The organism is Shewanella sp. MMG014 (assembly GCF_018100775.1).
In the GTDB taxonomy this organism is placed as follows: domain Bacteria; phylum Pseudomonadota; class Gammaproteobacteria; order Enterobacterales; family Shewanellaceae; genus Shewanella; species Shewanella japonica.
The window spans coordinates 260,710-286,111 of record NZ_JAGJDZ010000006.1 but is presented as its reverse complement, the minus strand read 5'-3'; the positions used below and the strand labels follow the sequence as shown (position 1 = coordinate 286,111).

Genomic DNA, 25,402 nt, shown 5'->3' with positions numbered 1-25,402 from the left:
TGCGTTATGCATTTTTGCATAGGAAAAAGTGCGTTTGATATATTGAGCTCAAAAAAAAGCGACCTATTGAGGTCGCTTTAGCATTTGCTTAACAATTCGCTGTTAATTAATTCAACAGCTTATCAGTGTATTTAGAAATCTAAACGTACACCAACAGTGAAGATATCATCACTTAAATCTTCAACAACACCATTTAGCTTCATGTCGCCGTCGTATTTCGTGTAGTGACCGTATACTAAAGTGTTGTTGCTTAAACGGTAATCAGCACCGATGCTGAATTGTTGAATTTCAACGTCAGATACATCTTTACGTGCGTCTAATACGTTTGCACCTTCGTCATTTTCAAGCTGACCAGTACGACGGTCTACAATTTTACCTAGACCTGAATCATCGTAACCGTACATTGCTTTAATTTTAAGGTTACCCATCACGTATGCAGCGTTGATGAAGTAACTGTCACCTTCAAGGTGTGCTAATTCGCTTTTTAGGCTTTCAGTGTTTTGGTATAAACCGCCCACAATGAAGTTGCCAAATTTAGCTTGAACTACACCACGGTATGCTTCGATGTCTGTAATTCCGTCTTGGTAAGCGGCAGCTGCATAGAAGTTGTGAGATTTAAGTGCTCTATCACCAATCGTTGCACTTAATGCGTACATAGAGTCACTTTGTGATTCGTAGTTATCATCCATTAAGTAAGTCGCGTTAAGTGTTAGCATGTCAGCTAACTTTGGTGAGTAATAGCTAATGCCGTCACCAGAACGAGTTTGACCAGCTGCTAATAAGTCGATGTCTGAGTTGCTGTTACCGAATAAGTCAAAGCCGCCTTCAGATTGCTTAAATACAGTGTCATTACGACCAACTAATGCAGTACCAGCGTTGGTTTTAAGACCGATGAAGGTGTTACGAGCAGCGAATGTGTTACCTGAATTATCAAAGTTGCTTACGCCGAATTCCATTTGGTAAAGAATTTCGAAGTCATCGTTGATTTTCTCTGTGCCTTTCACACCTAACCAAGAGAAATTGTTTTCAATGACTGTACCGTCTTTTTGGTTTTGAGTTGCGACACCCAAGTCAGAGTTCGTAAGTGCAAGATCAGCACGACCGTAGAAATTTGGACCATCAGCTAAAGCAGTAAATGAAGTCATAGCAGTACAAGATAAAATAGCTGCAGTGATCAGGTTTTTTTTCATCATCTTAATCTTCCTTTGGTAAGGGCTTGATTTTGTTGGGCACTCATCAGGTGTGCTCAACATTGATAGAAATAGTGACTCATAACGGATACGTTAAAGACACTATTATTCTGGATCCTTTATTTGCGCCCGATATTGACATAAAAGCTTCACTGAAAAGTGTGATAATTATCACTAATGATGTTTTTTATTTGATTTGTATCATATTGGTTTACAAGGCTTATATTGCTTTTTAACAAGCAAGCCGCAACCGTTAACTGCACTTATCATAAAATGATGTGGTTAGTTAATGTTTGCAACAGGTGTGTCGAGAAATATGGCTATCTCAATCTGCAGTATTTATTGCAATGGCAGAGTTTTATTTCGCTCCTCAGCGAATTCGTATAAAATACCGCCCCCGAATAAGTCAGTAGCAAGAGCATCACATGTTGTCAGAATCATATTTAAATCGTTTTGGTGGAATTGGCCGTTTATATGGTCAACATGCACTTGAAAACTTTGCCAAGGCACATGTGGTCATTATTGGAATTGGCGGTGTAGGCACTTGGGTTGCTGAGTCGTTAGCTCGTAGTGGGATCGGGCAAATCACATTAGTTGATTTAGATGACATTTGCGTGACTAATACTAATCGTCAATCTCATGCATTAGCGTCAACCATTGGCGAGTCAAAGGTTGAGGTGATGGCAAAGCGTTTACGTGAAATTAATCCAGAATGCGTTGTTTATGAAGTCGAAGACTTTATAACAGCAGATAACTTGGCTGAATACTTGGGCACTAAGCAAGAGCCTCTTGCGATTGATTATGTGGTTGATTGTATTGACGCAGTAAAGCAGAAAGCGGCTTTAATTGCCTGGTGTAAGCGTAATAAGCTGAAAATAGTGACCGTGGGTGGAGCAGGTGGTCAAACTGATCCAGCCCAAATTCAGTTAACTGACTTAGCTAAAACCATTCAAGATCCTTTACTCGCAAAAGTGAGGGGAATTTTAAGACGTGAATATAATTTCACTAAAAATACGCAAAGACGGTTTGCTGTTGATGCGGTATTTTCAACTCAACATCTAGTTTATCCGCAAAATGATGGCAGTGTATGTAGTACCAAGGCTGCATCTGACGGTAGCATGAGAATGGATTGTGCTTCAGGCTTTGGCGCGGTCACTATGGTCACAGGTACATTTGGTTTTATTGCCGCGAGCAGAGTGTTAGCAAGACTTGCAGAAAAGTAACTAAAGTTATCGCCCCTCATTTCAGTGTTGCAACATTTTTTGGCGTAATCCAATAAGGTTACGCCATCTATATTAAGACTTTTCTGTATAACAATGAACGATTTGCCATCTTCACATAACGTAAGAGAAGCGTGATAATTAGCGGTCGAAATAGTTCTATTTCAGATGGCCCACATCATCAGCCACGCCCCTGTGCATCTTAAGTCCTATTAAACATTTATTTTTTTGCTTACGGATAATCTCTTGGCACTAAAATTGCTTTTGAAGTGACAGATTCAAAAATCTGACACTTTGGACGTAACATGATGAAATTTAAATTAGATACCTTAAAGTTAGCCAATATTAAGCGTGTATTGGTAAGCGTGATGCTTTGGTGGGTGGTAGCGTGTGCAGTATTATTATTTGCACCGAACCATGTGTTACAAACTTTGTCCCTTGACGGTTTTGTGTCTAACTATGGGCACTTTATTGGTTTAGGTTTAATTGTTGGTGCCGCTTTCTTTTTGAGTCAGTTATTCACATTTGTTGTTGATGAGTCGATTAGTTACTTACGAGAAAAACGTGCCATAGAAACCATTGAAGCGAAAGTGAAGCTATTAGATCCGGCTGAACGTGCCTTATTACGAGAGTTCTTTCTTCAAGGAGCCACTATTTTGGCACTACCGCAAAACGAGTTAGCCGTAAAAGGACTCGTTGCAACAAGTATTCTTGAGCTTGTCGGTAATGAAAGACATTACGCTATTCAAGGGCCTACTGCTGAATATAAGATTTCAATGAAGGCGCGCGTATACCTCAATCGGGAAGTGCTGCGTTTACCCGCCGGCGAACCAAGTAAAGAAGAGTTAACTCATCTAATCAAAGCAAGGCCGCAGTTTATTAATGGATTAGTGCAGCCAAGAAAACATGCCGCTTAATTGACTATGTAGACTTAAGTCAGTGCTGAACTTTTCAATATGAATTATTGACACAAAAATGGGGGCTAATGCCCCCTAATTATTTGCCAAAAAACACAAAAACTGACTTAAATCTAAATAAGAATTACCTATTTTTTTGGAGCCGACTTCACAATAAACATCCACATCATGTACGACATAATTCCCATAGTGCAGAAGATAACAATCATTGACAGCAAACCAATTGCATTACCAAACATTAAATCTAACCAGAATGCCATTTCATAATCCTCTTTATCGTGAAGTCATAAGTAACATATCGCATACATCTGTTAACAATTATGATCTCGATCAATTAACCTTTCGGTTATTGCTTAATCGCTAATGTAATGTATTAGAAAGGAGTCAATTATAAGCTTCATCACACAAATGCTGGCTAATCCAAGCAAGTTGAGACGTTTAAAGCAGTGTTTAACGTAACTGAATACTTGCTTTGAATGAGATTTGAGCTATTGAAATGAAAACTTCGATTAAGGTGCTGAAAGGGCTTGCCATTGCCATTGGCCTAGGTATAATTCTGATTCTCGATTGAGCCTAGCTCTTTTGAAACATCAATATGATGCCGGTGTGGTGAAATTGGTATACACGACGGATTCAAAATCCGTTGCTTTCGAGCGTGGCGGTTCAAGTCCGCCCACCGGTACCAAATCTATAAATTAAGACGTCTTATGACGTCTTTTTTTATGCCTAAATCCCCATGATTAGTGGCTTTCACGTCTTATTATGTTTTTTGTCTTCTTGTAACATCCTAACATTTATGTACCATGGCATGTACCACAGAATCTTTCTGGTACATGAAATATGGCAAAAGTAATCACCCCCTTAACTAATACTCAAGTAAAGCAAGCTAAAGCAAAAGAAAAGGATTATTACTTACCTGATGGTCAAGGATTGCAATTGCGCATTTCATCTAAAGGGAAGAAGTCTTGGATTTTTAAGTATCAAACACCGATAACAAAAAAAAGAACCAATATTAGTTTTGGTTCTTACCCTGAAGTCTCGCTAGCTTTAGCTAGGAAAAGACGAGAAGAAGCCAGAGAAAATCTATCAATAGGCGTTAACCCTAAAACGGATAGAGAAGAGCAGGAAAGTGTTAGAAAAGCAGCTAGTGAAAATACATTTTCTAAGCAGTCACATAGATGGTTGATGCTTAAAAAAGAAAATACACTAGTCAGTACGTACTTAAAACGAAAACAAATGCTTGAGAAATACTTATCTCCAGCGTTAGAACATATCCCTGTTACAAGCATAAAACCTTTATTAGTTAAGGAGCTCTTAGACCCTATTGCTAAAGAAGGAAAAATTGAAACCGTTAAGCGTTTATGCATTATTTTAAATGAAATAATGAGGTTAGCCGTTGCAGCTGGAGTTATTGAATATAATCCCCTCACTGAAATGACTAAGCTGTATGCAAGTAAAAAGGTCACCCATAACCCTGCTTTAAGCCCTGAAGAGCTCCCTGAGTTAGTCAGTAAAATATCAGAAAGTAATACAAAAAAGGTTACAAGATTACTGATTTTGTGGCAATTACATACTATGACTCGCCCTGGTGAGGCTGTGCGTGCTAGGTGGTCTGAAATTGATTTTGAAAATAAAGTATGGATTGTTACAGCTGCCACAATGAAAATGAAAAAAGAGCATATGGTGCCTTTAACTGAGCAAATGCTACAGATACTAGAAGAGGTTAGGCAAGTATCAGGTCATCATGAATTTATATTTCCCGCCGATAGAAACCCTAGGTTACACGCCAACCCTCAAACAGCTAATATGGCGCTGAAACGCATGGGATTTAAAGGCCGAACCACAGCTCATGGTTTGCGCTCGTTAGCGAGTACAACTCTAAATTTAGAAGGCTTTAACCGTGATTTAATTGAAGCGGCACTAGCACATGAAGAGGAGAATAAAATCAGGAAAGCTTATAACCGAAATGATTATCTTGAGCCTCGTAGGCCACTTATGGCGTGGTGGAGTGACCGTATTGAAAAAGCTGGTTTAGGGGAGCAGATGCGAGTTGGATTTAAGGGGCTTAGAATCGTTTCTTAAATAGAGTTTACTGGTGGGGTATTAGTGTAATTATTAGCAAGTAACAGGTGGAAAGGTGTCTTTAACGTATTGACTGAGCAGGTTATTCACTCCTTTTTGGAGAAGATAAGCTCCTGAAGTGATAACGTTGCCAACTTTTACTAAACGGCGAACACCAGAAAGAGATGAACACTTATCACTTCTACTTAGGCAAACAGAGCTAGGTGGTGTTGTCAGAAACAGATGGACAAGTTTTGTACGCTGAACAGCAGTCTAAGCCATTAGTTTTACCTAAATTTATCAGTTATAGATCAGAGCCTTAACTGACTAGAGTAAACCTAAATCTTACCCCTCTTTGTTATTCCTTTTCTTGTCGAATTAACTGCTTACTCACGTTCATCGCTTGATTAATATGAGATTATAATCTGGACATTAGATTATTGCTGGAAGGGGCCATGTAGTGTTCGTTTTCACAATTGAACTTAACGGTAAACACGTAGTGCAGTTTATCAAATTAAGAGAATAAAAAAAACAAATGAGTAAGTTACTTAAATTAAAGCAGTATTTAACAGTTGAAGATGCTGCCAAGTATTTATCGAGCTCTATAGCAGAGCCGGTGTCACCAGCTGATCTTTACAGGCTAGCGCTAGATAAACACTTACTAATGTCAGTCAAGCTCAACGCCAATGCATATGTAAAAGGGGGGCAATACATTACCCCCGAAGACAGTGATTCGAATACTTTCCAAATTGAGAAAAACCTTGCCACTAACGAAGTCCTAGATAAGCCATATCAAGTCTGTTTAGATGATGAGCTGCAGGTAGGTGAAAACAGTTGGCTTGTTTTCGATAAAAAGGTTCAAGTCATTGATGGGATTTGGGACCTTGCCATGATTGGGCTAGAGTATTATGAGATCGACAAGCTGTATCAGAAAGAGGTAGGTGGGACTGTTCCGACTCTTGATGCATTAAATGGTTTTTTTTTGAAACGTAATGATCATATTTATAAAGTTCAAAGAAACCTGCAGCTTGAGGGAAATCAATACAATTCCACAGCGTTAGAAGCCAATCTCAAGCAAATATTGACTGCAAACGGCAAGAGCCTTTGGGATCTTAAACTCAGTAATAACAGCTTAGAATTAGACGGATTAAGTGATGATGAACTCGATGACTTAATGGCATTGAGTTGTGCGCTTATACCATATGAAACTGGCGAGTATGTCGAAAGTGACTGCTACATAGAGTTGAAGAAACCCAGTTATCAAATTGTTATAAAAACTCAAGAGCTTGACCGCTTTATTCAATCACTTGGAGGTACACCGAAGGAAGTTGCGCCGCTTACAGAAAAGGTCTATACAAAAAATAATTATAATAAAGCCCAAACCCAAGCCAAATATTCAAAATGGCAAAGGCAAGCTATTAAGTTAAAAAAATCGCATCCTAGTCACTCCAAAACGTGGATAGCAGCACAAATTGCTAAATTACCAATCGCTGAAGGTAAAAGCGCAGATACCATTAGAAAAAACATCAAAATTTAGCATAAAGTTGGGCGATTTTTTTTCGCCCATAATTCCCTTTTAATTAACTGTTTTTAAAAGAATAATTTCTTCGGCTATTTTTTATAACGCCCAATCCTTTTTATTTTTTCCTTTCATATCAACTTTTTAAATGGTCTTTCTGTTCATTTCTTAGGGCTTTAATCGCCCAAATCGCCCACCTAATCTTCCTCTCGTCCAATAATCCACTAAAAGGTTCCAAGATGTTCGAAAAAGTAATCCGTATGCCTGAAGTAAAGAACAAAACAGGTTTATCTCGTAGCAGTATTTATTTACGAATCTCTAAGGGGGAGTTCCCAGCAAGTATCTCATTAGGTGAGCGTGCGGTAGGTTGGCTTGAGTCTGATGTTGAGCAATGGATAGATGAACGCATTGCAGCATCTAAGGAGGCTAACAATGGGTAGTCGTAATAATCCTAATCGAATCAAAATTCATCGCATTTATACCGTTTTGGATGTCAGTGAAACTTTAGGTGTTCACCCGAAAACTGTACGTAATTGGATTAATGCTGGCTTGCCAGTTATCGATGCAACCCGCCCTTTACTTATTCAGGGGGCTGACTTGAAGCTGTATTTACAAGAGAAGCGCAAAACATATCTGCATCGGTGTGAGCTTAATGAGATGTATTGCTTCAAATGTAAGAGCCCTATAGTGCCAAACATCGACTCAGTTCAATTTATAGCAAAACCTGCAGGCATGGCACAAATGAGAGGCTGCTGTAATGAGTGTGGCAAGTGGGTAAATAAGTATGTTTCTTGGCGCGACGTTAACCAAATTTGGACTGAGCTAGGGGGGAAATTACCGATAGCAGAGAAACACTTAATCCTAAGGGGTCAAAAGCCCTTAAATTATCCTTTAGATAAGGTATTTGATGATGAAAAGAAGTAGCACTAAAAACACACGAATACTTTACGAATATGCAAAGTATTTAAAGGAAGCAAAACAGCTAGATGACTCAACGATTGACAGTGTAATGAAGTCTATTAATCGTTTTGAAGAGGCAACTAATTATATCGACTTTAAGAAGTTTCGGAGTAAGCATGCAACCGCTTTTAAGAAGAAGCTTCTCAATAGTAAGTCACTTGTGACAGGCGATACCTTAAGCAAGGCTACTGTGCTGACCAGCATGCGACACCTTAAAGGTTTCTTCCAATTTCTGATAACGCAGAAAGGCTACCGATCAAAAATTAATTATAGCGATATCGAGTATTTTAACTTATCCGAAAAAGATACCCGTATTGCCAATGCCAAGCGTAAAAGAAGCGTGGCAACGGTTGAGCAAATTTTGCAGACTTTGGAAGCTATGCCATGTGATACGGCATTAGAAATGCGTGATAGGGCGTTACTTGCTTTTGTTCTTTTGACTGGTGCAAGAGATGGTGCGGTTGCTTCGGCTAAAATCAAACATGTTGACCTGGTTGAAAAAAGTTTTCATCAAGACGCAAGAGAAGTAAATACAAAGTTTAGTAAAACCTTCACCACTTATTTTTTTCCGGTCGGTGAGCTGCCACTCAAGATTTTGACGGAATGGGTTGAGTATTTGATAAAAGAGCATGGGTATAAGCAAAATGCGCCCTTGTTCCCAAAAACCAAGTTGGCACATAACAAAAACCAGCAATTTGAGGTCGTTGGTTTGCTTAAGGAGAGTTGGAGCAATGCAACTCCGATCCGAAAAGTGTTTAAACAAGCCTTTGAAGCTGTTGATTTGCCTTATTTTAATCCACACAGCTTCCGCAATACTTTGGTAAGGCTTGGTGAGAACCTGTGCCGTACGCCAGAAGAGTTTAAAGCATGGAGCCAAAACCTAGGGCACGAAAGTGTGTTGACCAGCTTTTATAGCTACGGTGATGTGTCTGACTACAAACAAGCCGAGTTGTTGCGTAAGTTATCTAAGCCTGCTGAACAGACTTCGCCAGATATGGAAGACCAATTTAAGCTGTTCATGGAGTTTCAGAAGATGATGGGAAAATAGCTCATCTAATCAAGCCTAATGCTGGTATCAAAAAACATTCGTATATTGATACCAGCTTTCTCTACTTAACATTAGTATCATAAAATTAGGGTCAATATTTGATGGTACCTTAATTATATGATACCCCTATATTTGATACCTTCTACAAAGTGAGTGACCCATGCGTATCTTTTCCTATTGCCGTGTTTCTACAACAGAGCAAACCACAGAAAACCAAATTCTTGCTATCCGACAAAAAGGGTATGAGGTAAATGATGCTCGCACTATCAGTGAAACGGTCTCAGGTTCTGTTGAGGCTATGAAGCGTGAGAAGTTTAAGATGCTAATCAATCACCAGATGGAACGTGGCGATATGCTGGTGGTCTTAAAGCTAGACCGTTTAGGCAGAGATAACATTGACGTTCAAAACACCATCAATCTACTTACAGATAAAGGCATCAAGGTTGTTTGCTTAGACTTACCAGTAGCAGACCTATCAAGTGCAGAAGGTAAGCTGATGCTGCAGATGTTTTCAGCTTTTGCAGAGTTTGAGCGAAACCGTATTAGAGAGCGGACAAAAGAAGGACTTGTGCGAGCTAAAGCTCAGGGGAAAAAACTTGGCAGGCCAGCAGCCCATGCAACAACGCATTCAGTTAAAGCAAAGAAAGCTGAGGGTTTATCGCAATCAAAAGCTGCGGAAGTGTTAGGTTTAGGGATTGCTACAGTGAAGAGGCATTGGAATAAGCAATAGCCCAATTCTGATATAGTTTATAAGTCGTACACCTTATGCTGACTTGTTAATACGCCCTTGTTTCGACCTTAAATGTATTGTTTCTGATTTTAATAGACTTGTTTTTTAGGACTAATTAGATCAATTAAGCAGCTAAGGTTCACGCCAAGTGTGGAAAATAAAAAATGATAAATAACTAATATTCAGTAGGATAGATTTTAATTTGTCTTTGTCTAACTTTCGTTATCAATGATCACATGCTAAGATACTGTTTATTAATACAGCATTAGATTTTTAGTTTTTACTGGAGAAAAAATGAACAAAATCAAAAAATGTGTAACTGTCCGTTTTTTTTCTATTGATGCAAGCACTTCATTTTTCGAAAATTTTGAAGCTAATTACTCTATCAGCTGTGATGAGTCCTCTTCTTCCCGTATTGTAACTATTAGAAATAACAAACACTTAATCAAAGCCATATCAAATGTTAATGATAATTACACTATTTCTGTAGTAAAAGAAAGAAACACTTGGCAAACAAAAGCTACTCGTGATGGAGAAATATCAGGTTTAGCAGTTAACCAAGGAATAATTGGTGATCCTTACTATTTTAGTGTGTTACCCAAACAAAAAATAATTTTTGGTTTTACTACTGGCCCAATCGGTAGTTTAAAAAGTGCTGCCCAGTTTGCTTTAGACCAATTCAACTCTGATAGATCTGAAAACATTACCTTATCACTTATACCAAAAGAGAAAGAGTACTCAAAACTTAAAGAACTTCCAGACTACAGTAGTCTCCACTTTAAAATTAACTCATCATCACTATCTGATGTAGCTGATGATGCGCCTCAACTTATTAAAAATTTAAGCTCAGCGCCCTACATTGAAAATAATATACAACTATCCCTTGATTTAGATTGTAGCAATGACCCTGAAAGTATTGTTACCAAGCAAAGCTTGATCGAGATTGTGAATTACCTTTCAGAAAATGATGCTTGTACCGTTCTGAAGGTAAAAGGGTTAGACAATGAGGGTAAAAAAGTAAATCTAGATTTTGGAAATGCATTTATGAACTTTAAAGTTGAGCTTAAACTAAGAAGTAAGTACATAGATCAAAGTACATCCTTGGAAGTATTAAGCTCAGCTTTTGACTCAATGGAAAGTTTATTTAGCTAAGGACCTAATTTCTTTTTTAGTTATAGAGTGAAGCTTATCTAGTTTATTGTTATCTAACATTGCAACCAATTTATATATTGATACTTCTACAAAACTCTTAGGAAGATTACGTTCTATCTCTCTAGCTGCTTCTCTTGAAAGCCCTATGTTTATCAAACTAAGCATTTTGTCATCACAGGCACCAATTTCAAGGTAGCTGTGTAATTTTACGCTTGTTTTATTAATCGATTTCTGTCTCATTTTGTTCGTTAATAACAAGTGATAACAGCTAATCGCATTACGAAGTCTAAACCTCACATCATTATTAATTACCTTAATTACATTTCTTACAGACTTGTTGACGTTACTTTTTCCAAGATTCTTCTTGTCCCACTTAATTTGTTCAGAAATTATTTCTTTAAGACTTGCTCCTGAAATCCACTTAGAAGAAATATAAATAATATATTCAATAGTGTACTCGTCACTATTAATGTATACGCCGAGTTCGTTGAGTTTACTCGCGACTTTCTTCAAAGAATTATATAGCTCAGGTGATTTTGGATGCGGTAAGACCCAGTCGTCAAAGTTTTCTATAGTTTCTAGAAAACTGAATAGCTTATTTTGTTGAATATAACCGACTGTAGGGTTTGCTTCTAATGTAAAAGGAGTTACTTGAAGCGAACGAAAGGCGTTATTCACACTATTAACTAAAAAATCAATATCTGAATTCTTTAAATTTAATTCTTTAGAGTTAACCGTATGTTCTAATCCATCGTTTGAAAACTCTCTAATTAATTTATTAGCAATTGTATAAAACCGATACTGGTCAGAATCAGAATGGGGGTATCTACCTGAAAGAGCATTTATAACATCGCTAAGCTCTTCATTTAAAGTTTTATAATAGGTGGGAATTTTATTGTCATCATCATCATCATCATCTTCTTCTTCAAAATAATCTTTGAACGTCCATTCATCAGGCTCTATCATAAAAATATTCCCAGAAAAGTGCTCTAACATTCTTCCAGCGCGCCCTGTAATATTACTTATTTTTACATTTTCAAGCCTTTCTGAAGGTTGACCTATAATTGTCTGTATTGGGTTTTTTAAAAACAAATTCTTTGCAGGAAGGTTAACTCCCTCAGCTAAAGTGCTAGTACAAGCAATATACTTTATCTCTCCCTCTTTCGCTAAGGTTTCAATCATTACTCGCACAGAGCTAGGTAAAGGTCCGTAGTGAAAAGCTACGCCTTTTCTTAAATTGTTTGCCAAAGAAAAATCTTCATGTATAAACTGCTCGATATAATCAGCGGATTCTTCTAAAGATTCTGTAGTATCAAAATCTTCTATTCTATCAGCAATGTCCCTAGCTATATCTTCGCAATAGTTTGTTTTACTTCTATAAATTATATTGCTTTGACCATAACCTAATCTTAGTACAGTATCAGCCAAATTGGTGCCTGTGAATTCTTTAGCTAACTTGACTATATGGTCTGAGTTTCTTCTTGATATTTCAATATTTCTACCAGACAACTTTACTGACATTAAAATTTTTGCAACAGGAGAGTGCCTAGTAATTTCTTTATGAAAATCTATACCTTCAAAAACAGAAGAAAATGCATTTTGATAACTTTCTGATGGCATGCTTACTATTATTTGCGGGAGACTATCCTCAAGGATCTTCTCTAAAGTTAAGTGTAGTAAAACCCCTCTGCTTTTATCCGAAATGTTGTGTGCTTCATCAACAAAAAGATAGTTAAAACTCAAGTCTCCACGCTGGATTAATTCATAAAGCCTTTCTTGTGTCATTACGAAAATAGTCTTGTTATTGAAATCTTTGTCATCTCTTGGGATGGTACAGATCTCAATATCTTCATGCTGTTTAAAATCTTTAGCTATCTCATAGACCTTACTTGACACCTCAGAAATTAGAGCTCTAGTAGGGACGACAATCGCGGCAAATGAACCATTTGAATTTGCGACCTCTTTAACTAAATAGGTTAGTATAATATGCGTCTTTCCAGCCGAAGTTGGAGCAATGGTAATTACGTCCTCATCAGATTCTAAGTTCATCCACAACATTCTTTGGAAATCAGTCAGTGGATAATTTAATTCATTGACTGAATTTAGTGCCATCTTAAAATCTAGCTTGGCATCAGTATAAAAACCAAGGTCATATTTAAATTCAGGGTACCTGTTTTTTAATAAAGTGATGTTGGGAAAATCGCCATATTCTAAAAATATATTCTGAGCAATTGGAATTATTCCAGGATAGTCTTTACTTGCAACATCAAGTAACATCGCCAGTAAAATAGTGCCTTCCTTTCTGATGGACGTATCATTAGACTTACAAAAATATTGGACTGTTGTTAGGATCCTCTTTACGAATGATTTATCAAAGTCATTATTACTTCCTGATAAAAAATCAATATATCCTACGAACAAGCTTTCCCTATCTTTAACAAAGTTAGCGTTAGAAAGAATATCGATACTTATTTTTTCAATTACTTCACTCATTTGTAAATTCCAATATAAGAAATAAACTCATCAACTAATTCACTAACACAAGTAAATGGCAGCATTAACAAAGTTACCTCTTCTGCTTCAAGACCTTTATCTTCAACTTTTTTAAAAAAGTCGTACACATAGTGAGATGCAATCTCTTTGTAGGCTTCTATGTAATGAGCATCATTCTCGTAAATAACATCTGGTTGAGTGAAGCCAATAAAGCATGGTGAATGTATGCTTTTCAGGTTTTCAGTAGATACATAAGGATTAAGAACATCCAAAATTTTTTCTTCAAACTCGGAGTCTAAATTTGGGAAGTCCATGTGACTGTCAAGAAGATCAAACTCCACATCAAACTTACCTTTGGCGCTAACCATTGAAGATGCAGCTTTAGTAGCAGCAGAATTGAAATTTTGGTAGAGCTTTGACTCACCGAGGTAAACTCTAAATTCTCCATCAACCATTTGACCATGTACAGCATCAGCTCCAAAAACAGGCATTGTTGGAACTGTTTTCATAGAAACTTTACTTAGCAACTTTGGAGCATTTAGATATACATCTAGCAAAGTAAACAAGATCAACTCTCCTAACTCACCTTGAGCAGTATGTTTGCTAATTTTTCTTAATGCTTTATTAAACAATTCTTCCATTGCTGTAGTGCTGTGCATACCGAGCTTTTTTTCTATTTCTTTGCATGAGAAAACAAAGTTTTGAAGTATTCCATTTTTAACACATTCAAAAAACTTTGTGAGGCTAATTTTGCCGTCCTCATAACACGGTAAATAAACCAGCAGTGTATTAACCTGTCTATTATCAGGTAATCGAAAAGTATAAGGGAGCTCTTTCAAGATGCTTTTTATTTCGACTGCATTATTGAGCTGTGGCTTCAATACTTTATCCATAAGTCTGCTAGTACTCCGAGTATAAGGGCGTTTTTTATGCGATAAAGAACATAGTACACCCATATGTACTTGAATTGTTATCTCTTTTAGGATCTATGACTCTAGTAAAGACTAGGAACTTAAAAAGGCTATTGCAATAAGAAAGCGGATAGCTATCGGCGGTGAAAACTTGATTATAAATACATTTCCTAATCCTACACATCATCCTTAGATCCTCTTCGTTAACCCACTTCTATCTAAGAACTGAGTTAAAGAAGTATTTACACGGACAGGTGATTACTCCCCCCTCTTTTAGCCAATGATGACGTTTGCAAATGCGCGCTAGAGCAAGCTGAAAATGATAAGAAGAATAACTAGGTTTAAGTTTGGCATGGAGTCTGAAATTCATCCGATGAGCGACGCTATAGTCCAATTGAGTTAATATGGATACTATGAAAAACACTTTAAGCATTCTGTGAAGATTGAGGGGGGCAGTTCCCTCTTGTGAGTGGCTTTTAGCAACTGGAGTAACGTAATATTAAGAATGTCAGAATGTCTCTGGAGCGCTATCGCTCATGTGTCTTAAAGAACAAAAAAGAGTGTACATATTGGTTGGTGTTTATAGTTGCTTACTTAATTTTAGGTGTGTTACTTAGAAATCCAGAGCTAACATGCTCTTTAATCGCAGTAAAAGTAGGGGTACTCAAATACATGGAAAATTCTTCAAATGTGATTGCGATAGTTGGCGCTGTAGCGGCCATTTCATCAAGTATTGCCGCCTTTTACACATCTCGAGTCGCAAGTTCTTCAAGAGATTTAGCAAAAAATGCACTAAGCTTTCAATATCAAGATTCCATAAAAGAATCGCTTGAACTCATTACATCTACCTTAATCTCTACAAGAAGTGTGATGGTAAAACCCACAGATACAGTGGAAACAAGTCATACACATTATTCACTTTCATTAAAACGCACTGATTGGATATTCGCAGCTCAGGAAGTGGATAATGTAATTAGTCAAATTAAAGTTTTAGCGATTAATCCTGAGCATGAAAAGCGTTTAATGGAGCGCTATGGCCGCATGTTAGAGCAAAAAATATCTCCTTCAAAATATGGTAAAACAGGTACGATTTTTACTTGCGGCAAGCCTAATGACTCCTATTTGGTTAGAAAATTTGTAAATAACCCTAAAAATATAAGAGATGAGGATTTGTTCGTTGTGTATTTATTCACAGAACAGTATAAGCAGTATAATGCTGGCAGTGGGCAATATCCTGTGAATAATATATGTTGCTACTTTGGCGAACTGAGTAGCCTAAACCTTTCTTAGATGTAACTAAGCCTTGTCGAGCTTTTAAGTGCGAAAAATGTGTGATTGCCGTGTTGAATACTTACAATCAGATCCCATTATTTAGAATAACTTCAAATGAAGGGTATAAATAGGGGTATTAAAATTTAGATTGTTAAAGTTGACTTTTAAAACAATGTCTTAAGTTGTTATGTGCAGCATGATGTAACCAGCATGTTCCTACATGACCCATGACGCCCATGTTTTTAATCTACAGATAACAGGCTATTTGGTGCAATAGTGTCATGGGTTTAATCGATTGATATGATTTATGAGAGATTTTTGTTATTTATTTCAAAAAATATTTTTAACGAGTGAAATCAGTTTATGACTTTAGCTTTATGTACCACTTAATGTACCACAGGTGTTGGTTGTTTTAGTTAAAGTGATTATTTAACAATATCTTATGTGTTTTTGTTTAGTCCGCCCACCGTACCATCTCCTTTTTGAGGAATAAACCGACTTAATGTCGGTTTTTTTGTGCCTGCTTTTTGTTGAAATATGCCAATCTAACGCTTTAAGTTCTAATAACACCTATCGAAAATATTACTTAACTAATTGCTTTTATATGTATTATTTCTTATTTGACGTTTTTCGAATCCAGCGACAATACCGAGTTCATAAAAGGGTATTTGACGTGTTAACGAATCTTGCAGTAGCGCGTAGCCGCCGTCATCGATAGAGAGTTCATCAGCAAGACTTTCGCCTTTAATCCAGCCTAGTCCATACAACAGAACAGCGGTCATGCAGGTGTATTGAATTATGCCAGAAAAATAATGCTTCATAAAAATCTCATATTTATCATGTTCTCAGTAAGAGTTGAGCGGTTTTTTAACGACTCTGTAGTATTACTGTTTTATTAAGCTATTGAATATGCTCAAAGTTAATAATGAGCGAATAGTAAAGGTAAGGGATGACATTTTTATGAAAGCTTAGCATGGTTTATCAATAAGCAATCGTACCAATGAGACTGTTTAAGTAGGGGATTTGGCTAATGCATTAAGTGCTAGAGGCTTAAATACTTTTGCTGGCCACATAAAAATAGTTTGTTAATTGAATTGTTATTAACCAAGTAACGGTTATTAACTGCTTAATAAAGCACCATTATTGATTATTACTCTAGAGACTAAAGCTATTGTGAATAATTAAAGTACTTTTATGTCTGGCTAGATATCATTTTCTGATGAATATCATTTTAGGTATTGATGGTTTTATATGTTAATTGGTTAACTAATTGAGTCTCATGCAAATAATAAAGGACACATTAAGTGTCCTCTATTATTAGTATGTTAGTTATTTAACTAGAACTTATAATCAATAGCTAAATAGACCTGCTGGGTATCATTTAATGAGAAGGTACCTGTATTCGCACCATTACCCACATCTTTTTCATAATCTTGCTTTAGGTATTGATAACCAATTTCTGTAGACCAGTTGTCATTGATATTGTACATAAAGCCAGTTTGACCACCCCAAACGAAGTTATTGCCAGAGCTTAAATCAGCATCTTTAATACTCGTGTGTGTCATACCAGCAGTGGCGCCGACAAACCAATTCATTTTATTACTAGCACCGAGTGGAACAAGGTAATCGTATGACAGTAAGAAGTTTTGTTGCTTGCCTATATCTTCAGAGTTGTAGCCATAAGTACCATATACACGGCTGTTGTCATTGATATAGGTACCAACGCGAAGTTGATAAGCCATATCTTTTTCTTTTTCTTTACCACCACCGACTGTTGAGTCTTCATATTTGTTTTGTTGGTAGCCAGCTGCGCCACCAATAAACCAATCAGATGCCATTGCTGGTACAGACATCATTGAGGTGATCACACCTGCTAAAATAAGTTGCTTTGTTTTCATAATCCACTCCAAGTAAAAAATGTAAGTCAGTTCGTTTTGATGGATTCACTATAATCTCGAGATGCTGAATAAAAACTGAATGAAAACATTAAGGTTTATTTTCGGCTAATTATTATTTGTATAAGAATTAAACTTGGATTGGTTTTCAATATTTATAATTAGTTATTTTTAATATGGCTAATTTGATGTTATTTAGACGAAATTATTTGGTTCATCTTATTGTTGGTGAATGCCTTTTTTGTATATTCGAGTTGATTAAAGATTAGATGATCACAGTTTTACAATTAACTTTGTTTTTTACATGAGCAAGGTCACTGTATCGTTTTTAACTGATATTGAGTGCTAGATTATTGATGTATAAACAAGGTGTAAGGCTGTCAAAAAACATAACTAGTCTATAGCCTTAAAAACGATTTCAGCATCATGGATACAGCGAGCTCCCTACATTAACTCTGCTGTTGACTCTGAAATCAATCTGTTATGACGCAGGAAGTCATACATAAATTAATGTTTGCTAAGGAGATTTAGCTAATGTTCTATATTCATATGCTGTTGCTGCTAGCGGTGATATTCGTTGGTATCCGTCACGGTGGTGTTGCGTTTGGTTTGCTTGGCGGTTTAGGTGTTTCGGTTTTGGCATTTGTGTTCGGTATTGCCCCAGGATCGCCGCCAGTCAGTGTTATGCTGATTATTCTCGCTGTAGTGGCTGCTTCAGCTACCCTTGAGGCCACGGGTGGCCTTAAGTTATTAGTTAAATATGCTGAAAAATTACTTAGAAAACATCCTAGCCAAATTACTTTTTTAGGCCCGTTATGTACTTATTCGTTAACTGTTTTAGTGGGAACCGGCCATTCAGTTTACCCACTATTGCCAGTTATTTATGATGTTGCTTATAAAAAAGGTATTCGTCCTGAGCGTCCATTAGCTATGGCAACAGTGGCATCTCAAATGGGGATTACTGCAAGCCCTATTGCTGCTGCGGCGGCAGTAGTCATGGCCACTGCGATGGATAACAATCTTGATATCAGTTTAATTAATGTGTTGTCGGTAACGATTCCGGCTACGTTAGTTGGTGTGCTAGCAGGTTGTGCTTGGAGTTTACATCGCGGTAAAGATTTAGATAAAGATGAAGCATTTCAAGAACGCCTTAAAGATGATGAATTTCGTCAGAATCTGATTGATCCTGAGGTTGAAACTGATGATCAGGCACATACCGATAGCATTGCCAAAAGAGGTTTAGCATTATTTTTGGCCGGGATTTTATCTGTTATCGTGTTAGCTATGTTCAGTAAAGAATTGCTACCAGAAGGCGTAAAAATGTCTGTAGCGATACAGTTCATGATGTTGTCTGTTGGTGCGGTTATATTACTGGCAACAAAGGTTTCGCCACAAAAGATTGTTAATAGTAATGTCTTTACTGCCGGTATGACGGCTGTGGTGATTATTTTTGGTATTGCATGGTTGAGTGACACTATTATTGGACATCATAAAAGCTACTTAGTGAGTTCATTAAGTGACTTAGTGAGCGCCTACCCTTGGTCATTTGCGATTGCCATGTTTATGGCATCTATTTTTCTTAAAAGCCAAGCGGCAGTATTAACGATTATGTTCCCGTTGGGATTTGCATTAGGTATACCCGCACCTGTGTTAATTGGTGTTATACCTGCTTGTTATGCTTACTTCTTTTTCCCATTCTACCCAAGTGATTTAGCGGCAATTAGCTTTGACCGTTCAGGTACGACAAATATTGGTAAGTATGTGTTAAATCATAGCTTTTTAGTGCCAGGATTTATCGGTGTCACCACGGCAACCGTATTGGGTTACTTTATCTCGACATTGGTTATTAACCATTAACTGATAAGTCAATCGACATAAAAAAGCCCAGCATATGCTGGGCTTTTTACGTTAAGTGTTAAATAACGATTATGACTTCATTTTACGACGACGGAACATCGCTAAAGGAAGAAGAAGTGTAGTTAACCAGCCCATAGAGCCGCTGTCATCCTTAAGGTCAGGAGCAGAAAGAATATCTATTGAAACTTGTTCAGTAGTACTATCTGCTTCGCCATCATTTGCTGTGACAGTGAAGGTATAGACACCAGTCTTAGTAGAAACAAAGCTAATATCTTTGGCTGTACTATCGAAAGATACATCTACAGGTCCAGCTGTTTGAGTCCAAGCATATGTTAGCGAGTCACCATCAACATCAGCAGCACCAGAACTAACTGTTGCTTCCAGACCTACTAAGATCTTGCTGGCTGAAGGGGATACAGTCGGTGCATCGTTAACATTGGTTACATCAACCACTACTTCAGTTGGAGTGCTTACAGTACCTGCAGCGTCTGTAGCTGAGTAGGTAAACATATCCTTACCGAAGAAATCTTTATTAGGCGTGTAAGTTGCTTCGCCAGACTCTGTGATTGTCACTGTACCATTTGCTGGCTCATCAACAATTTTCACCATACCAAGATCACCTGTAGCGGCAATATTGATAATGCGTTGAGCAGAGGCTGTTATTCCATCACCAGTCACTTTAGAGCGAGCCACTTTTTGAGCTGGCATTGTATCATTCTCTAAAACGTTGAATGTAACAGCTGTTTCTTCAACTGTAGTTGAGCTGTCCATATACCCAAGATCGAAATCTTCCGCTGTTGCTTTATAGTCAATTTTGACTTGTCCAGCAGCTGATGAAACAACTTGAAGGTAGTCATCGTTAGTTACCGCAGTTCCTTCGCCATTGTAGTAATAAGTAGAACCAATCGTGCCACCTATATTTTCTGCACCAATAGATACATTAGCAGGCATATTTGGAATATCTAGGTAGTTAAATGAAACATCTTCAACATCACCAGTCTTAATCCAAACACTAAATGAATATGCCGTACCAGATGGGTCGGCATATAATTGGCCATCGTTCCATTCAACAACAATGAAGGTTCCTGATGCAAGTTCGATAATGTTTAAGCCTAATTGACCGCCACCAGTATCAGTTGCAGTTCCATCACTTAAATCAAAATCTGACCAGAAAGGAGCAAGAATGTTATTAGGGTTAGCACTATCAGGTAATTCTTTATTATTCCAAGTACCGCCTGTATTACCGCCACCAACTAAAACAATACCATTGTCTGAAATCGTAATCGTATCGTAAGTTGAACCATTATATTTGAATGATGGAAGACCTTCATAAGTGAATGATTTTTCATCACAGCCTTCGTCACATGTTGGAATAAATGCTAAATCTGCATCAAAAATACTTGGATAAGTACCAGTGAAGGCTTCGATAGACATTTCAGATTGCTCTAAACTTCCAACCCAAGTAATTACACCAGTTTCTTCGTTTACACTAAAACCATTTTGAGAAGCATTGGTTAAAGTAACAGATACATCATCTTCTGAAGTTAACATGGAACCTTCAGGTGCCATTGCTGTGAAGGTAACAGTATTCTCAAACATCGTGTTGTTGAGCACTGCTGAAATTTCCATATCATCTGAAGTCGTCAAATCTGCATCATCAGAAGTTACAGAAATCAATGAAGAGTCGCTAGACTCTTGCGCTAACACTGCGAGAGGTAAATGAGCATCTTGCATGCCTGATGCACTCGAAAGCATCACATTACCGAATATCCAATCACCATATTCTGCAAAAGTAGAATCGACTGTGACCATAAAGGTCGCAGAGCCGCCAGCTGGGATATCTAAAGTACTTGGAGAAACCATGATGCCTGCAGAATCAGAGCTTGCGGCTAATGACCATGAGGTGTCTTCTTCACTCTTATTGTAAACCGTGCGAGTGAAAGTACATGGACCAACACATGAATCAGCAGCAATTGAAGGCTTATCGAAAGTTAATACCGCTTTAGCTGCAGCATCTAAATCCATACGACCCGCACCCATTGCAAACGGTGAAGCTGCAGTAGTTGCATCATCATCTAGGATGCCATCAACAGTTGAAGTTGATGTTAGCGCGGTCTTAATATCATTTGCAGACCAATCAGGATGTAATTGACGCATCATTGCTGCAGCGCCAGCAACATGAGGGCTTGCCATACTGGTACCAGAGATCATATTGAAATCTAGTCCACCATCATCAGGCGAGTAAGCTGATAAGATATTAGTACCTGGAGCAGCAATATCCGGCTTTAAGATATTTTGGTTACCGTTTGGTCCACGTGAGCTAGAACTATTAATAGTATCAGCTAGTTCAGGTACCATTAAACGCTTAATTTCTGAACCAACAGTACCTTCGGTTGCCGTTTCGCCCATAGCATCGATAATATCTAATCCATCACCATTTGAAATCATCACCGATGGGAATGTAACGCCAGGCATAGACATGGTAATCGGTGCACCAGGATTACTGTTATATACTACAAGTGCACTTGCACCAGCATTCATCGCATTTTCAGCTTTCGACGAAAATGCACAAGCACCTCGAGATATTAATGCGATACTGTCTTTAAAGCTATCAACTGGGAAAGCATCACACCCTTCAAAATTAGCTTCATCGATATTTATTGCAGCAACAACAGGTGCTGTAACATCCATTTCGATAACCGTATCAGAACCAGGGATTGCGAGTAAGTCTTCACCACCAGCATTGAAACTGTTGGCAAAGTAGCGGCCTGTTGTGCTGTTGGCTACAGCAATACCAGACTCAATACATGCAGGGCAACCAATAGTGCTTGCGCCATTTCCGTCGTTACCCGCTGCAGAAACAACGACAACACCTGCCGCTTCAGCTGCTTCAAACATGGTTTTATATGGGCTACTGGCAGGATCCGCACCAGCGCCACCACCCCAAGAGTTGTTGATAACATCAGCGCCATCATTAACTGCATGCTCCAACGCTTCCATTAACATGATGTTAGAGCCACTACCACCTGAACAGTCTGCTTTAGAATATAACGCCTTGTATGACATTAAGTATGCTGCAGGAGCTACACCTGATAATTCAACATCAATGTCATTAAATTGGGTAGAGACTAAGTTACCTACCGCTGTACCTGCAACGTGTGTACCGTGACCGCCGTAACCTAGTGGACTCATGTATTCATCAGGACAGACTTCAAAAGTCGGTTGAGACCAGCGGGCTACAATCAGTTTGTTATTACAGAATGACTCATCTGTTGTTGAACAGTAATCATCAGTTGGCATGGCGCCCATAGGAGCTTCAAAACCTTCATCGGCAAACATTGGGTTTTCTGGTCGAATACCACCATCGATAACCGCAACTCGAATGCCTTTACCTGCATTTGCCATTCCATTCACAGTTGTCCACATTGCTTCAGTATTAATCACTTGAAGTGATGCATCCATGCTGATGTCATACATAGTTTCAGGGTAAACAGATTTAACCCCAGGAATAGCCATTAACTGCTCAATAGTTAAATTTTGACCTGCGACTGTTACGCCATTGAAAAGCGTTTTGAATTGGCGCTCTACTTTACTGTTGGCAGAGATTTTATTGAGTGCATTTGAAAATGCTTTCTGTTCATTAGCAAGATGTGATGCGTAATTTTGAACAGCAGCAGATTGTATATCTAATTTGGTTTCCTTTGCAGTTACTGCTGTTGCAGCAAGATTTTGAGTACCGCCTTGGTATGATGCTACCGCAGGAGAAGAGAGTTCAACGATAAATCGTTTTGGTGCAGTTACATTGATAGGGCTGACAGCTGGTTTGCTGTATTGATTACTAGACAATATTTCTAACTCATATTTATTGCCTGTCATTTCGGTGTTTGCAAAGCTAGCACTTGATAGTAGTGCTGCTGATATAGCTATTGATAATTTAGTCTTCACAACTTCTTCCTTGGTTAAAGCATTGACCACGTCCAAGCATGTGTAGGGTAGAGACTAGGTCTGTGGTAATGCTGTTTTATAATTTTGTTTATAATGCGTATGGCGCATTCTTCGATGCACTCTACGACTTTTTAACACAAAACTTTAACAAAGGTAACCAAAGGTGTTACAAATTTGCAAAATTATTATGAATTTTAACTATCTCTTAAGTGGTATATCATTATTAAGTAAGTTATAAGCCATTATTTTTTGGACTAAGGCTTAACACCACGAACAATAGGGTTTTGTAGGCTGATTAATGTTTCTGTTGATTGAATTTCATCAATTGACTGGATGCGATTGATTAAAACATGCTGTAATCCATCGATAGACTGGCACATTACCTTTACAAAAACACTGTAATTACCAGTGGTATAATATGCCTCAACAACTTCCTCAAGGGCATTTAACTTTGATATGGCAGCAGGATAATCACCTGCACTTTTTAAATTGATACCAATAAAACAGCAAACGTCATAGCCTAAAGCTTTAGGATCTACTGTTATCCTTGCTCCAGTAATAATGCCTGCTTGTTTCATTTTTTCTACTCGGACATGAATCGTCCCTGCACTGACGGCAAACCGTTTCGCCAGTTCAGCAAAAGGGGTGCGGGCTTCTTCCATCAATGCTTCAAGAATTTGATTATCGAGCTGATCTCTTTGAAATGGGGTTTCCATATTAAAATGCCTAATTTAGTTACAATTAGTTATTAATTTAAGACTAAATATAAATAAATGCCATCAAATACTTCTCATGAAGTCATTTTGATGAATACCCCTTCTGTGATTAAGTCGCTTCAGAGGAGGTGATTTTGAATATGACAATCGACAACTATCTAGACATAAGTCATTAAAATAACGATGCAGAGTATGTAGTAAAGACAAGTAAGCTGGAAAACTAAGTATGAGAGCTAAGTATGGTCTCTCAGTAAGAGACCTAAGTAAAAGAAACTAGCGAGTCACAATAAGGGAAACCATATTAATAGCAATAGTCATAGGGCTGACAGTGCGACAATCTATGATTGAGTCACTTTAATAGTAATATCTCGGTTTTATCGCTAATTAAGCCCTAATTATTGATCATTAATAGGTTCTATAAATGGCACTTCGGCTTTAAAGGTTAATGCTTGCTGATGATACGGGTGATTAAACGAAAGTTCTGCAGCATGCAGTAGTAATCGTGTTGATAATCTTTTGGCGAGTGGATCAGCGTAAAAACCATCACCTAAAATGACATGGCCTATTGCCATCATATGAATTCTTAGTTGATGAGAACGACCTGTAATGGGCGTGAGTTTAACTAAGGTAGATTGTTTGGCGTAACTGATGACTTCTACATAGGTTAATGAGGGCTTACCTAACTTATGGTCCACTTTTTGTTTCGGGCGATTTGGCCAGTCGCAAATCAGCGGGTAATCCACTTGCTTAATCGCAGGGTTCACATGGCCCGCAACTCTTGCGTAATAGGTTTTGGCCGTTTCTCTATCTCGAAACTGACGTTTTAACTCACGCTCTGCATTACGGCGCAGCGCAACGACAATAACCCCAGATGTGGCCATATCTAAGCGATGTACAATTTGTGCATTGGGGTGCTTCTCAAGCACACGGCTATATACGCTGTCATGGTATTGAGCTTCTCTTCCAGGAATAGATAACAATCCTGAAGGCTTATTCAGCACGATGATGTCTTTATCTTCGTGAATGATATCAAGCCAAGGATCGGTTGGAGGAAGGTAAATGAAATCTGCCATGGTAAGCCTTTAACGTAAATGCGCGGCAAAGATACCTTTGCCGTCATATTTGTGCAAGTTGTTCTCGCTACCTTTGTGGCTAAATGACAATTTCAGCCTTTACTTAAATCAAATCGTTAAATTTTGTATTAAGAAAAAGCGTTGCCATTAACGTGCATAATGGTAAAAGTCCAAACAACAAAAGCGAGAGGAACATGAACCAAGGCATAAAAGCTTTGATCTAATCGAGACATACCTTGAGCATTCCAGATTAAATACACATGCGCGATGAGCACTAAAGGAAATAATGACAGTAGCGGATAGAGGGCAAACGGGCTCGCATCAGCAAAAATACTGTGACTAAACAGTGCCCAAAATACCATAAAACTGGTGGTTAGCGGCGGTGCAGCTAACCGATATTGTTCTGGATAAGGAAACATCCTATAACCTTAATAGCAACAAAA

The 25,402-nt window shown here is 38.0% G+C and carries 21 protein-coding genes and 1 tRNA gene; 12 read left to right on the top strand and 10 right to left on the bottom strand.

The window, feature by feature from the left end; translation table 11 throughout:
* Positions 1-131: 131 nt before the first annotated feature.
* A complete protein-coding gene (locus J8L86_RS12120) occupies positions 132-1,190 on the bottom strand; it encodes a porin (protein ID WP_055022756.1) in 1,059 nt (352 codons plus the stop codon).
* Positions 1,191-1,618: 428 nt separating this feature from the next.
* Between J8L86_RS12120 and tcdA the strand changes: the two genes are divergently transcribed.
* Positions 1,619-2,413: a tRNA cyclic N6-threonylcarbamoyladenosine(37) synthase TcdA gene (gene tcdA, locus J8L86_RS12115; RefSeq protein WP_211030569.1), complete on the top strand. Its 795-nt coding sequence runs from the start codon at positions 1,619-1,621 to the stop codon at positions 2,411-2,413.
* 302 nt (positions 2,414-2,715) lie between these two features.
* Positions 2,716-3,327 carry a superinfection exclusion B family protein gene (locus J8L86_RS12110; protein WP_080914885.1) on the top strand — a complete coding sequence of 204 codons (612 nt, stop codon included), beginning with the start codon at positions 2,716-2,718 and terminating at the stop codon, positions 3,325-3,327.
* Between the two features lie 128 nt (positions 3,328-3,455).
* On the opposite strand, the gene J8L86_RS12105 is transcribed toward J8L86_RS12110, so the two are convergent.
* On the bottom strand, positions 3,456-3,587 hold the full coding sequence (locus J8L86_RS12105) for a DUF3149 domain-containing protein (RefSeq protein WP_065109785.1): 132 nt from the start codon (positions 3,585-3,587) through the stop codon (positions 3,456-3,458).
* 340 nt (positions 3,588-3,927) lie between these two features.
* Between J8L86_RS12105 and J8L86_RS12100 the strand changes: the two genes are divergently transcribed.
* The 8 genes from J8L86_RS12100 to J8L86_RS12065 all read left to right on the top strand — a co-directional run bounded on the left by J8L86_RS12100 (position 3,928) and on the right by J8L86_RS12065 (position 10,797).
* Positions 3,928-4,012: transfer RNA gene (locus tag J8L86_RS12100), tRNA-Leu, on the top strand.
* Between the two features lie 155 nt (positions 4,013-4,167).
* Positions 4,168-5,409: a tyrosine-type recombinase/integrase gene (locus J8L86_RS12095; RefSeq protein WP_211030501.1), complete on the top strand. Its 1,242-nt coding sequence runs from the start codon at positions 4,168-4,170 to the stop codon at positions 5,407-5,409.
* 595 nt (positions 5,410-6,004) lie between these two features.
* Entirely contained in the window at positions 6,005-6,925 is a 921-nt protein-coding gene (locus J8L86_RS12090; protein WP_211030499.1) for a hypothetical protein, read from the top strand.
* Positions 6,926-7,146: 221 nt separating this feature from the next.
* Positions 7,147-7,347, top strand: a complete 201-nt coding sequence (locus J8L86_RS12085) for an AlpA family transcriptional regulator (RefSeq protein ID WP_211030497.1) — start codon at positions 7,147-7,149, stop codon at positions 7,345-7,347.
* Entirely contained in the window at positions 7,340-7,831 is a 492-nt protein-coding gene (locus J8L86_RS12080) for a helix-turn-helix domain-containing protein (RefSeq protein WP_211030495.1), read from the top strand. The genes J8L86_RS12085 and J8L86_RS12080 overlap by 8 nt, the downstream gene beginning before the upstream one ends.
* Complete coding sequence (locus tag J8L86_RS12075; RefSeq protein ID WP_211030493.1) at positions 7,815-8,915, top strand: tyrosine-type recombinase/integrase; 1,101 nt, start codon at positions 7,815-7,817, stop codon at positions 8,913-8,915. The genes J8L86_RS12080 and J8L86_RS12075 overlap by 17 nt, the downstream gene beginning before the upstream one ends.
* A 160-nt stretch (positions 8,916-9,075) precedes the next feature.
* Positions 9,076-9,645, top strand: coding sequence for a recombinase family protein (locus tag J8L86_RS12070; RefSeq protein ID WP_211030491.1), 570 nt, complete (start codon positions 9,076-9,078; stop codon positions 9,643-9,645).
* Positions 9,646-9,939: 294 nt separating this feature from the next.
* A complete protein-coding gene (locus J8L86_RS12065) occupies positions 9,940-10,797 on the top strand; it encodes a hypothetical protein (protein WP_211030489.1) in 858 nt (285 codons plus the stop codon).
* On the opposite strand, the gene J8L86_RS12060 is transcribed toward J8L86_RS12065, so the two are convergent.
* Positions 10,786-13,290 carry a DEAD/DEAH box helicase gene (locus tag J8L86_RS12060; protein WP_211030487.1) on the bottom strand — a complete coding sequence of 835 codons (2,505 nt, stop codon included), beginning with the start codon at positions 13,288-13,290 and terminating at the stop codon, positions 10,786-10,788. The two genes, J8L86_RS12065 and J8L86_RS12060, sit on opposite strands and share 12 nt — an antisense overlap.
* On the bottom strand, positions 13,287-14,183 hold the full coding sequence (locus J8L86_RS12055; protein ID WP_211030485.1) for a DUF1837 domain-containing protein: 897 nt from the start codon (positions 14,181-14,183) through the stop codon (positions 13,287-13,289). The genes J8L86_RS12060 and J8L86_RS12055 overlap by 4 nt, the downstream gene beginning before the upstream one ends.
* 531 nt (positions 14,184-14,714) lie before the next feature.
* Between J8L86_RS12055 and J8L86_RS12050 the strand changes: the two genes are divergently transcribed.
* Complete coding sequence (locus J8L86_RS12050) at positions 14,715-15,491, top strand: hypothetical protein (RefSeq protein ID WP_211030484.1); 777 nt, start codon at positions 14,715-14,717, stop codon at positions 15,489-15,491.
* A gap of 572 nt (positions 15,492-16,063) precedes the next feature.
* Here the strand turns inward: J8L86_RS12050 and J8L86_RS12045 are convergent.
* Positions 16,064-16,294 carry a hypothetical protein gene (locus tag J8L86_RS12045; RefSeq protein WP_211030483.1) on the bottom strand — a complete coding sequence of 77 codons (231 nt, stop codon included), beginning with the start codon at positions 16,292-16,294 and terminating at the stop codon, positions 16,064-16,066.
* 516 nt (positions 16,295-16,810) lie between these two features.
* Positions 16,811-17,371: an outer membrane beta-barrel protein gene (locus J8L86_RS12040; protein ID WP_065109787.1), complete on the bottom strand. Its 561-nt coding sequence runs from the start codon at positions 17,369-17,371 to the stop codon at positions 16,811-16,813.
* Between the two features lie 531 nt (positions 17,372-17,902).
* Between J8L86_RS12040 and J8L86_RS12035 the strand changes: the two genes are divergently transcribed.
* The gene (locus tag J8L86_RS12035) at positions 17,903-19,225 is read left to right on the top strand and encodes an anaerobic C4-dicarboxylate transporter (protein ID WP_055022685.1); all 1,323 of its coding nucleotides are present in this window, start codon (positions 17,903-17,905) and stop codon (positions 19,223-19,225) included.
* A gap of 69 nt (positions 19,226-19,294) precedes the next feature.
* Here the strand turns inward: J8L86_RS12035 and J8L86_RS12030 are convergent, their stop codons facing one another.
* The 4 genes from J8L86_RS12030 to J8L86_RS12015 all read right to left on the bottom strand — a co-directional run bounded on the left by J8L86_RS12030 (position 19,295) and on the right by J8L86_RS12015 (position 25,378).
* Positions 19,295-23,170, bottom strand: coding sequence for a S8 family serine peptidase (locus J8L86_RS12030; protein ID WP_065109788.1), 3,876 nt, complete (start codon positions 23,168-23,170; stop codon positions 19,295-19,297).
* A gap of 254 nt (positions 23,171-23,424) precedes the next feature.
* Positions 23,425-23,886: a transcriptional regulator AsnC gene (asnC, locus tag J8L86_RS12025; RefSeq protein WP_055022683.1), complete on the bottom strand. Its 462-nt coding sequence runs from the start codon at positions 23,884-23,886 to the stop codon at positions 23,425-23,427.
* Positions 23,887-24,281: 395 nt separating this feature from the next.
* Complete coding sequence (gene rluA, locus J8L86_RS12020; protein ID WP_211030481.1) at positions 24,282-24,959, bottom strand: bifunctional tRNA pseudouridine(32) synthase/23S rRNA pseudouridine(746) synthase RluA; 678 nt, start codon at positions 24,957-24,959, stop codon at positions 24,282-24,284.
* Between the two features lie 128 nt (positions 24,960-25,087).
* Entirely contained in the window at positions 25,088-25,378 is a 291-nt protein-coding gene (locus J8L86_RS12015; protein ID WP_055022681.1) for a hypothetical protein, read from the bottom strand.
* Between the last annotated feature and the right edge of the window lie 24 nt (positions 25,379-25,402).

Bases quoted from the DNA above. Each gene is read 5' to 3' on its own strand.
- J8L86_RS12120 (WP_055022756.1), bottom strand. From the start codon at position 1,190: ATGAAAAAAAACCTGATCACTGCAGCTATTTTATCTTGTACTGCTATG.
- J8L86_RS12110 (WP_080914885.1), top strand. From the start codon at position 2,716: ATGATGAAATTTAAATTAGATACCTTAAAGTTAGCCAATATTAAGCGT.
- J8L86_RS12105 (WP_065109785.1), bottom strand. From the start codon at position 3,587: ATGGCATTCTGGTTAGATTTAATGTTTGGTAATGCAATTGGTTTGCTG.
- J8L86_RS12095 (WP_211030501.1), top strand. From the start codon at position 4,168: ATGGCAAAAGTAATCACCCCCTTAACTAATACTCAAGTAAAGCAAGCT.
- J8L86_RS12085 (WP_211030497.1), top strand. From the start codon at position 7,147: ATGTTCGAAAAAGTAATCCGTATGCCTGAAGTAAAGAACAAAACAGGT.
- J8L86_RS12080 (WP_211030495.1), top strand. From the start codon at position 7,340: ATGGGTAGTCGTAATAATCCTAATCGAATCAAAATTCATCGCATTTAT.
- J8L86_RS12075 (WP_211030493.1), top strand. From the start codon at position 7,815: ATGATGAAAAGAAGTAGCACTAAAAACACACGAATACTTTACGAATAT.
- J8L86_RS12070 (WP_211030491.1), top strand. From the start codon at position 9,076: ATGCGTATCTTTTCCTATTGCCGTGTTTCTACAACAGAGCAAACCACA.
- J8L86_RS12065 (WP_211030489.1), top strand. From the start codon at position 9,940: ATGAACAAAATCAAAAAATGTGTAACTGTCCGTTTTTTTTCTATTGAT.
- J8L86_RS12060 (WP_211030487.1), bottom strand. From the start codon at position 13,290: ATGAGTGAAGTAATTGAAAAAATAAGTATCGATATTCTTTCTAACGCT.
- J8L86_RS12055 (WP_211030485.1), bottom strand. From the start codon at position 14,183: ATGGATAAAGTATTGAAGCCACAGCTCAATAATGCAGTCGAAATAAAA.
- J8L86_RS12050 (WP_211030484.1), top strand. From the start codon at position 14,715: ATGTCTCTGGAGCGCTATCGCTCATGTGTCTTAAAGAACAAAAAAGAG.
- J8L86_RS12045 (WP_211030483.1), bottom strand. From the start codon at position 16,294: ATGAAGCATTATTTTTCTGGCATAATTCAATACACCTGCATGACCGCT.
- J8L86_RS12040 (WP_065109787.1), bottom strand. From the start codon at position 17,371: ATGAAAACAAAGCAACTTATTTTAGCAGGTGTGATCACCTCAATGATG.
- J8L86_RS12035 (WP_055022685.1), top strand. From the start codon at position 17,903: ATGTTCTATATTCATATGCTGTTGCTGCTAGCGGTGATATTCGTTGGT.
- asnC (WP_055022683.1), bottom strand. From the start codon at position 23,886: ATGGAAACCCCATTTCAAAGAGATCAGCTCGATAATCAAATTCTTGAA.
- rluA (WP_211030481.1), bottom strand. From the start codon at position 24,959: ATGGCAGATTTCATTTACCTTCCTCCAACCGATCCTTGGCTTGATATC.
- J8L86_RS12015 (WP_055022681.1), bottom strand. From the start codon at position 25,378: ATGTTTCCTTATCCAGAACAATATCGGTTAGCTGCACCGCCGCTAACC.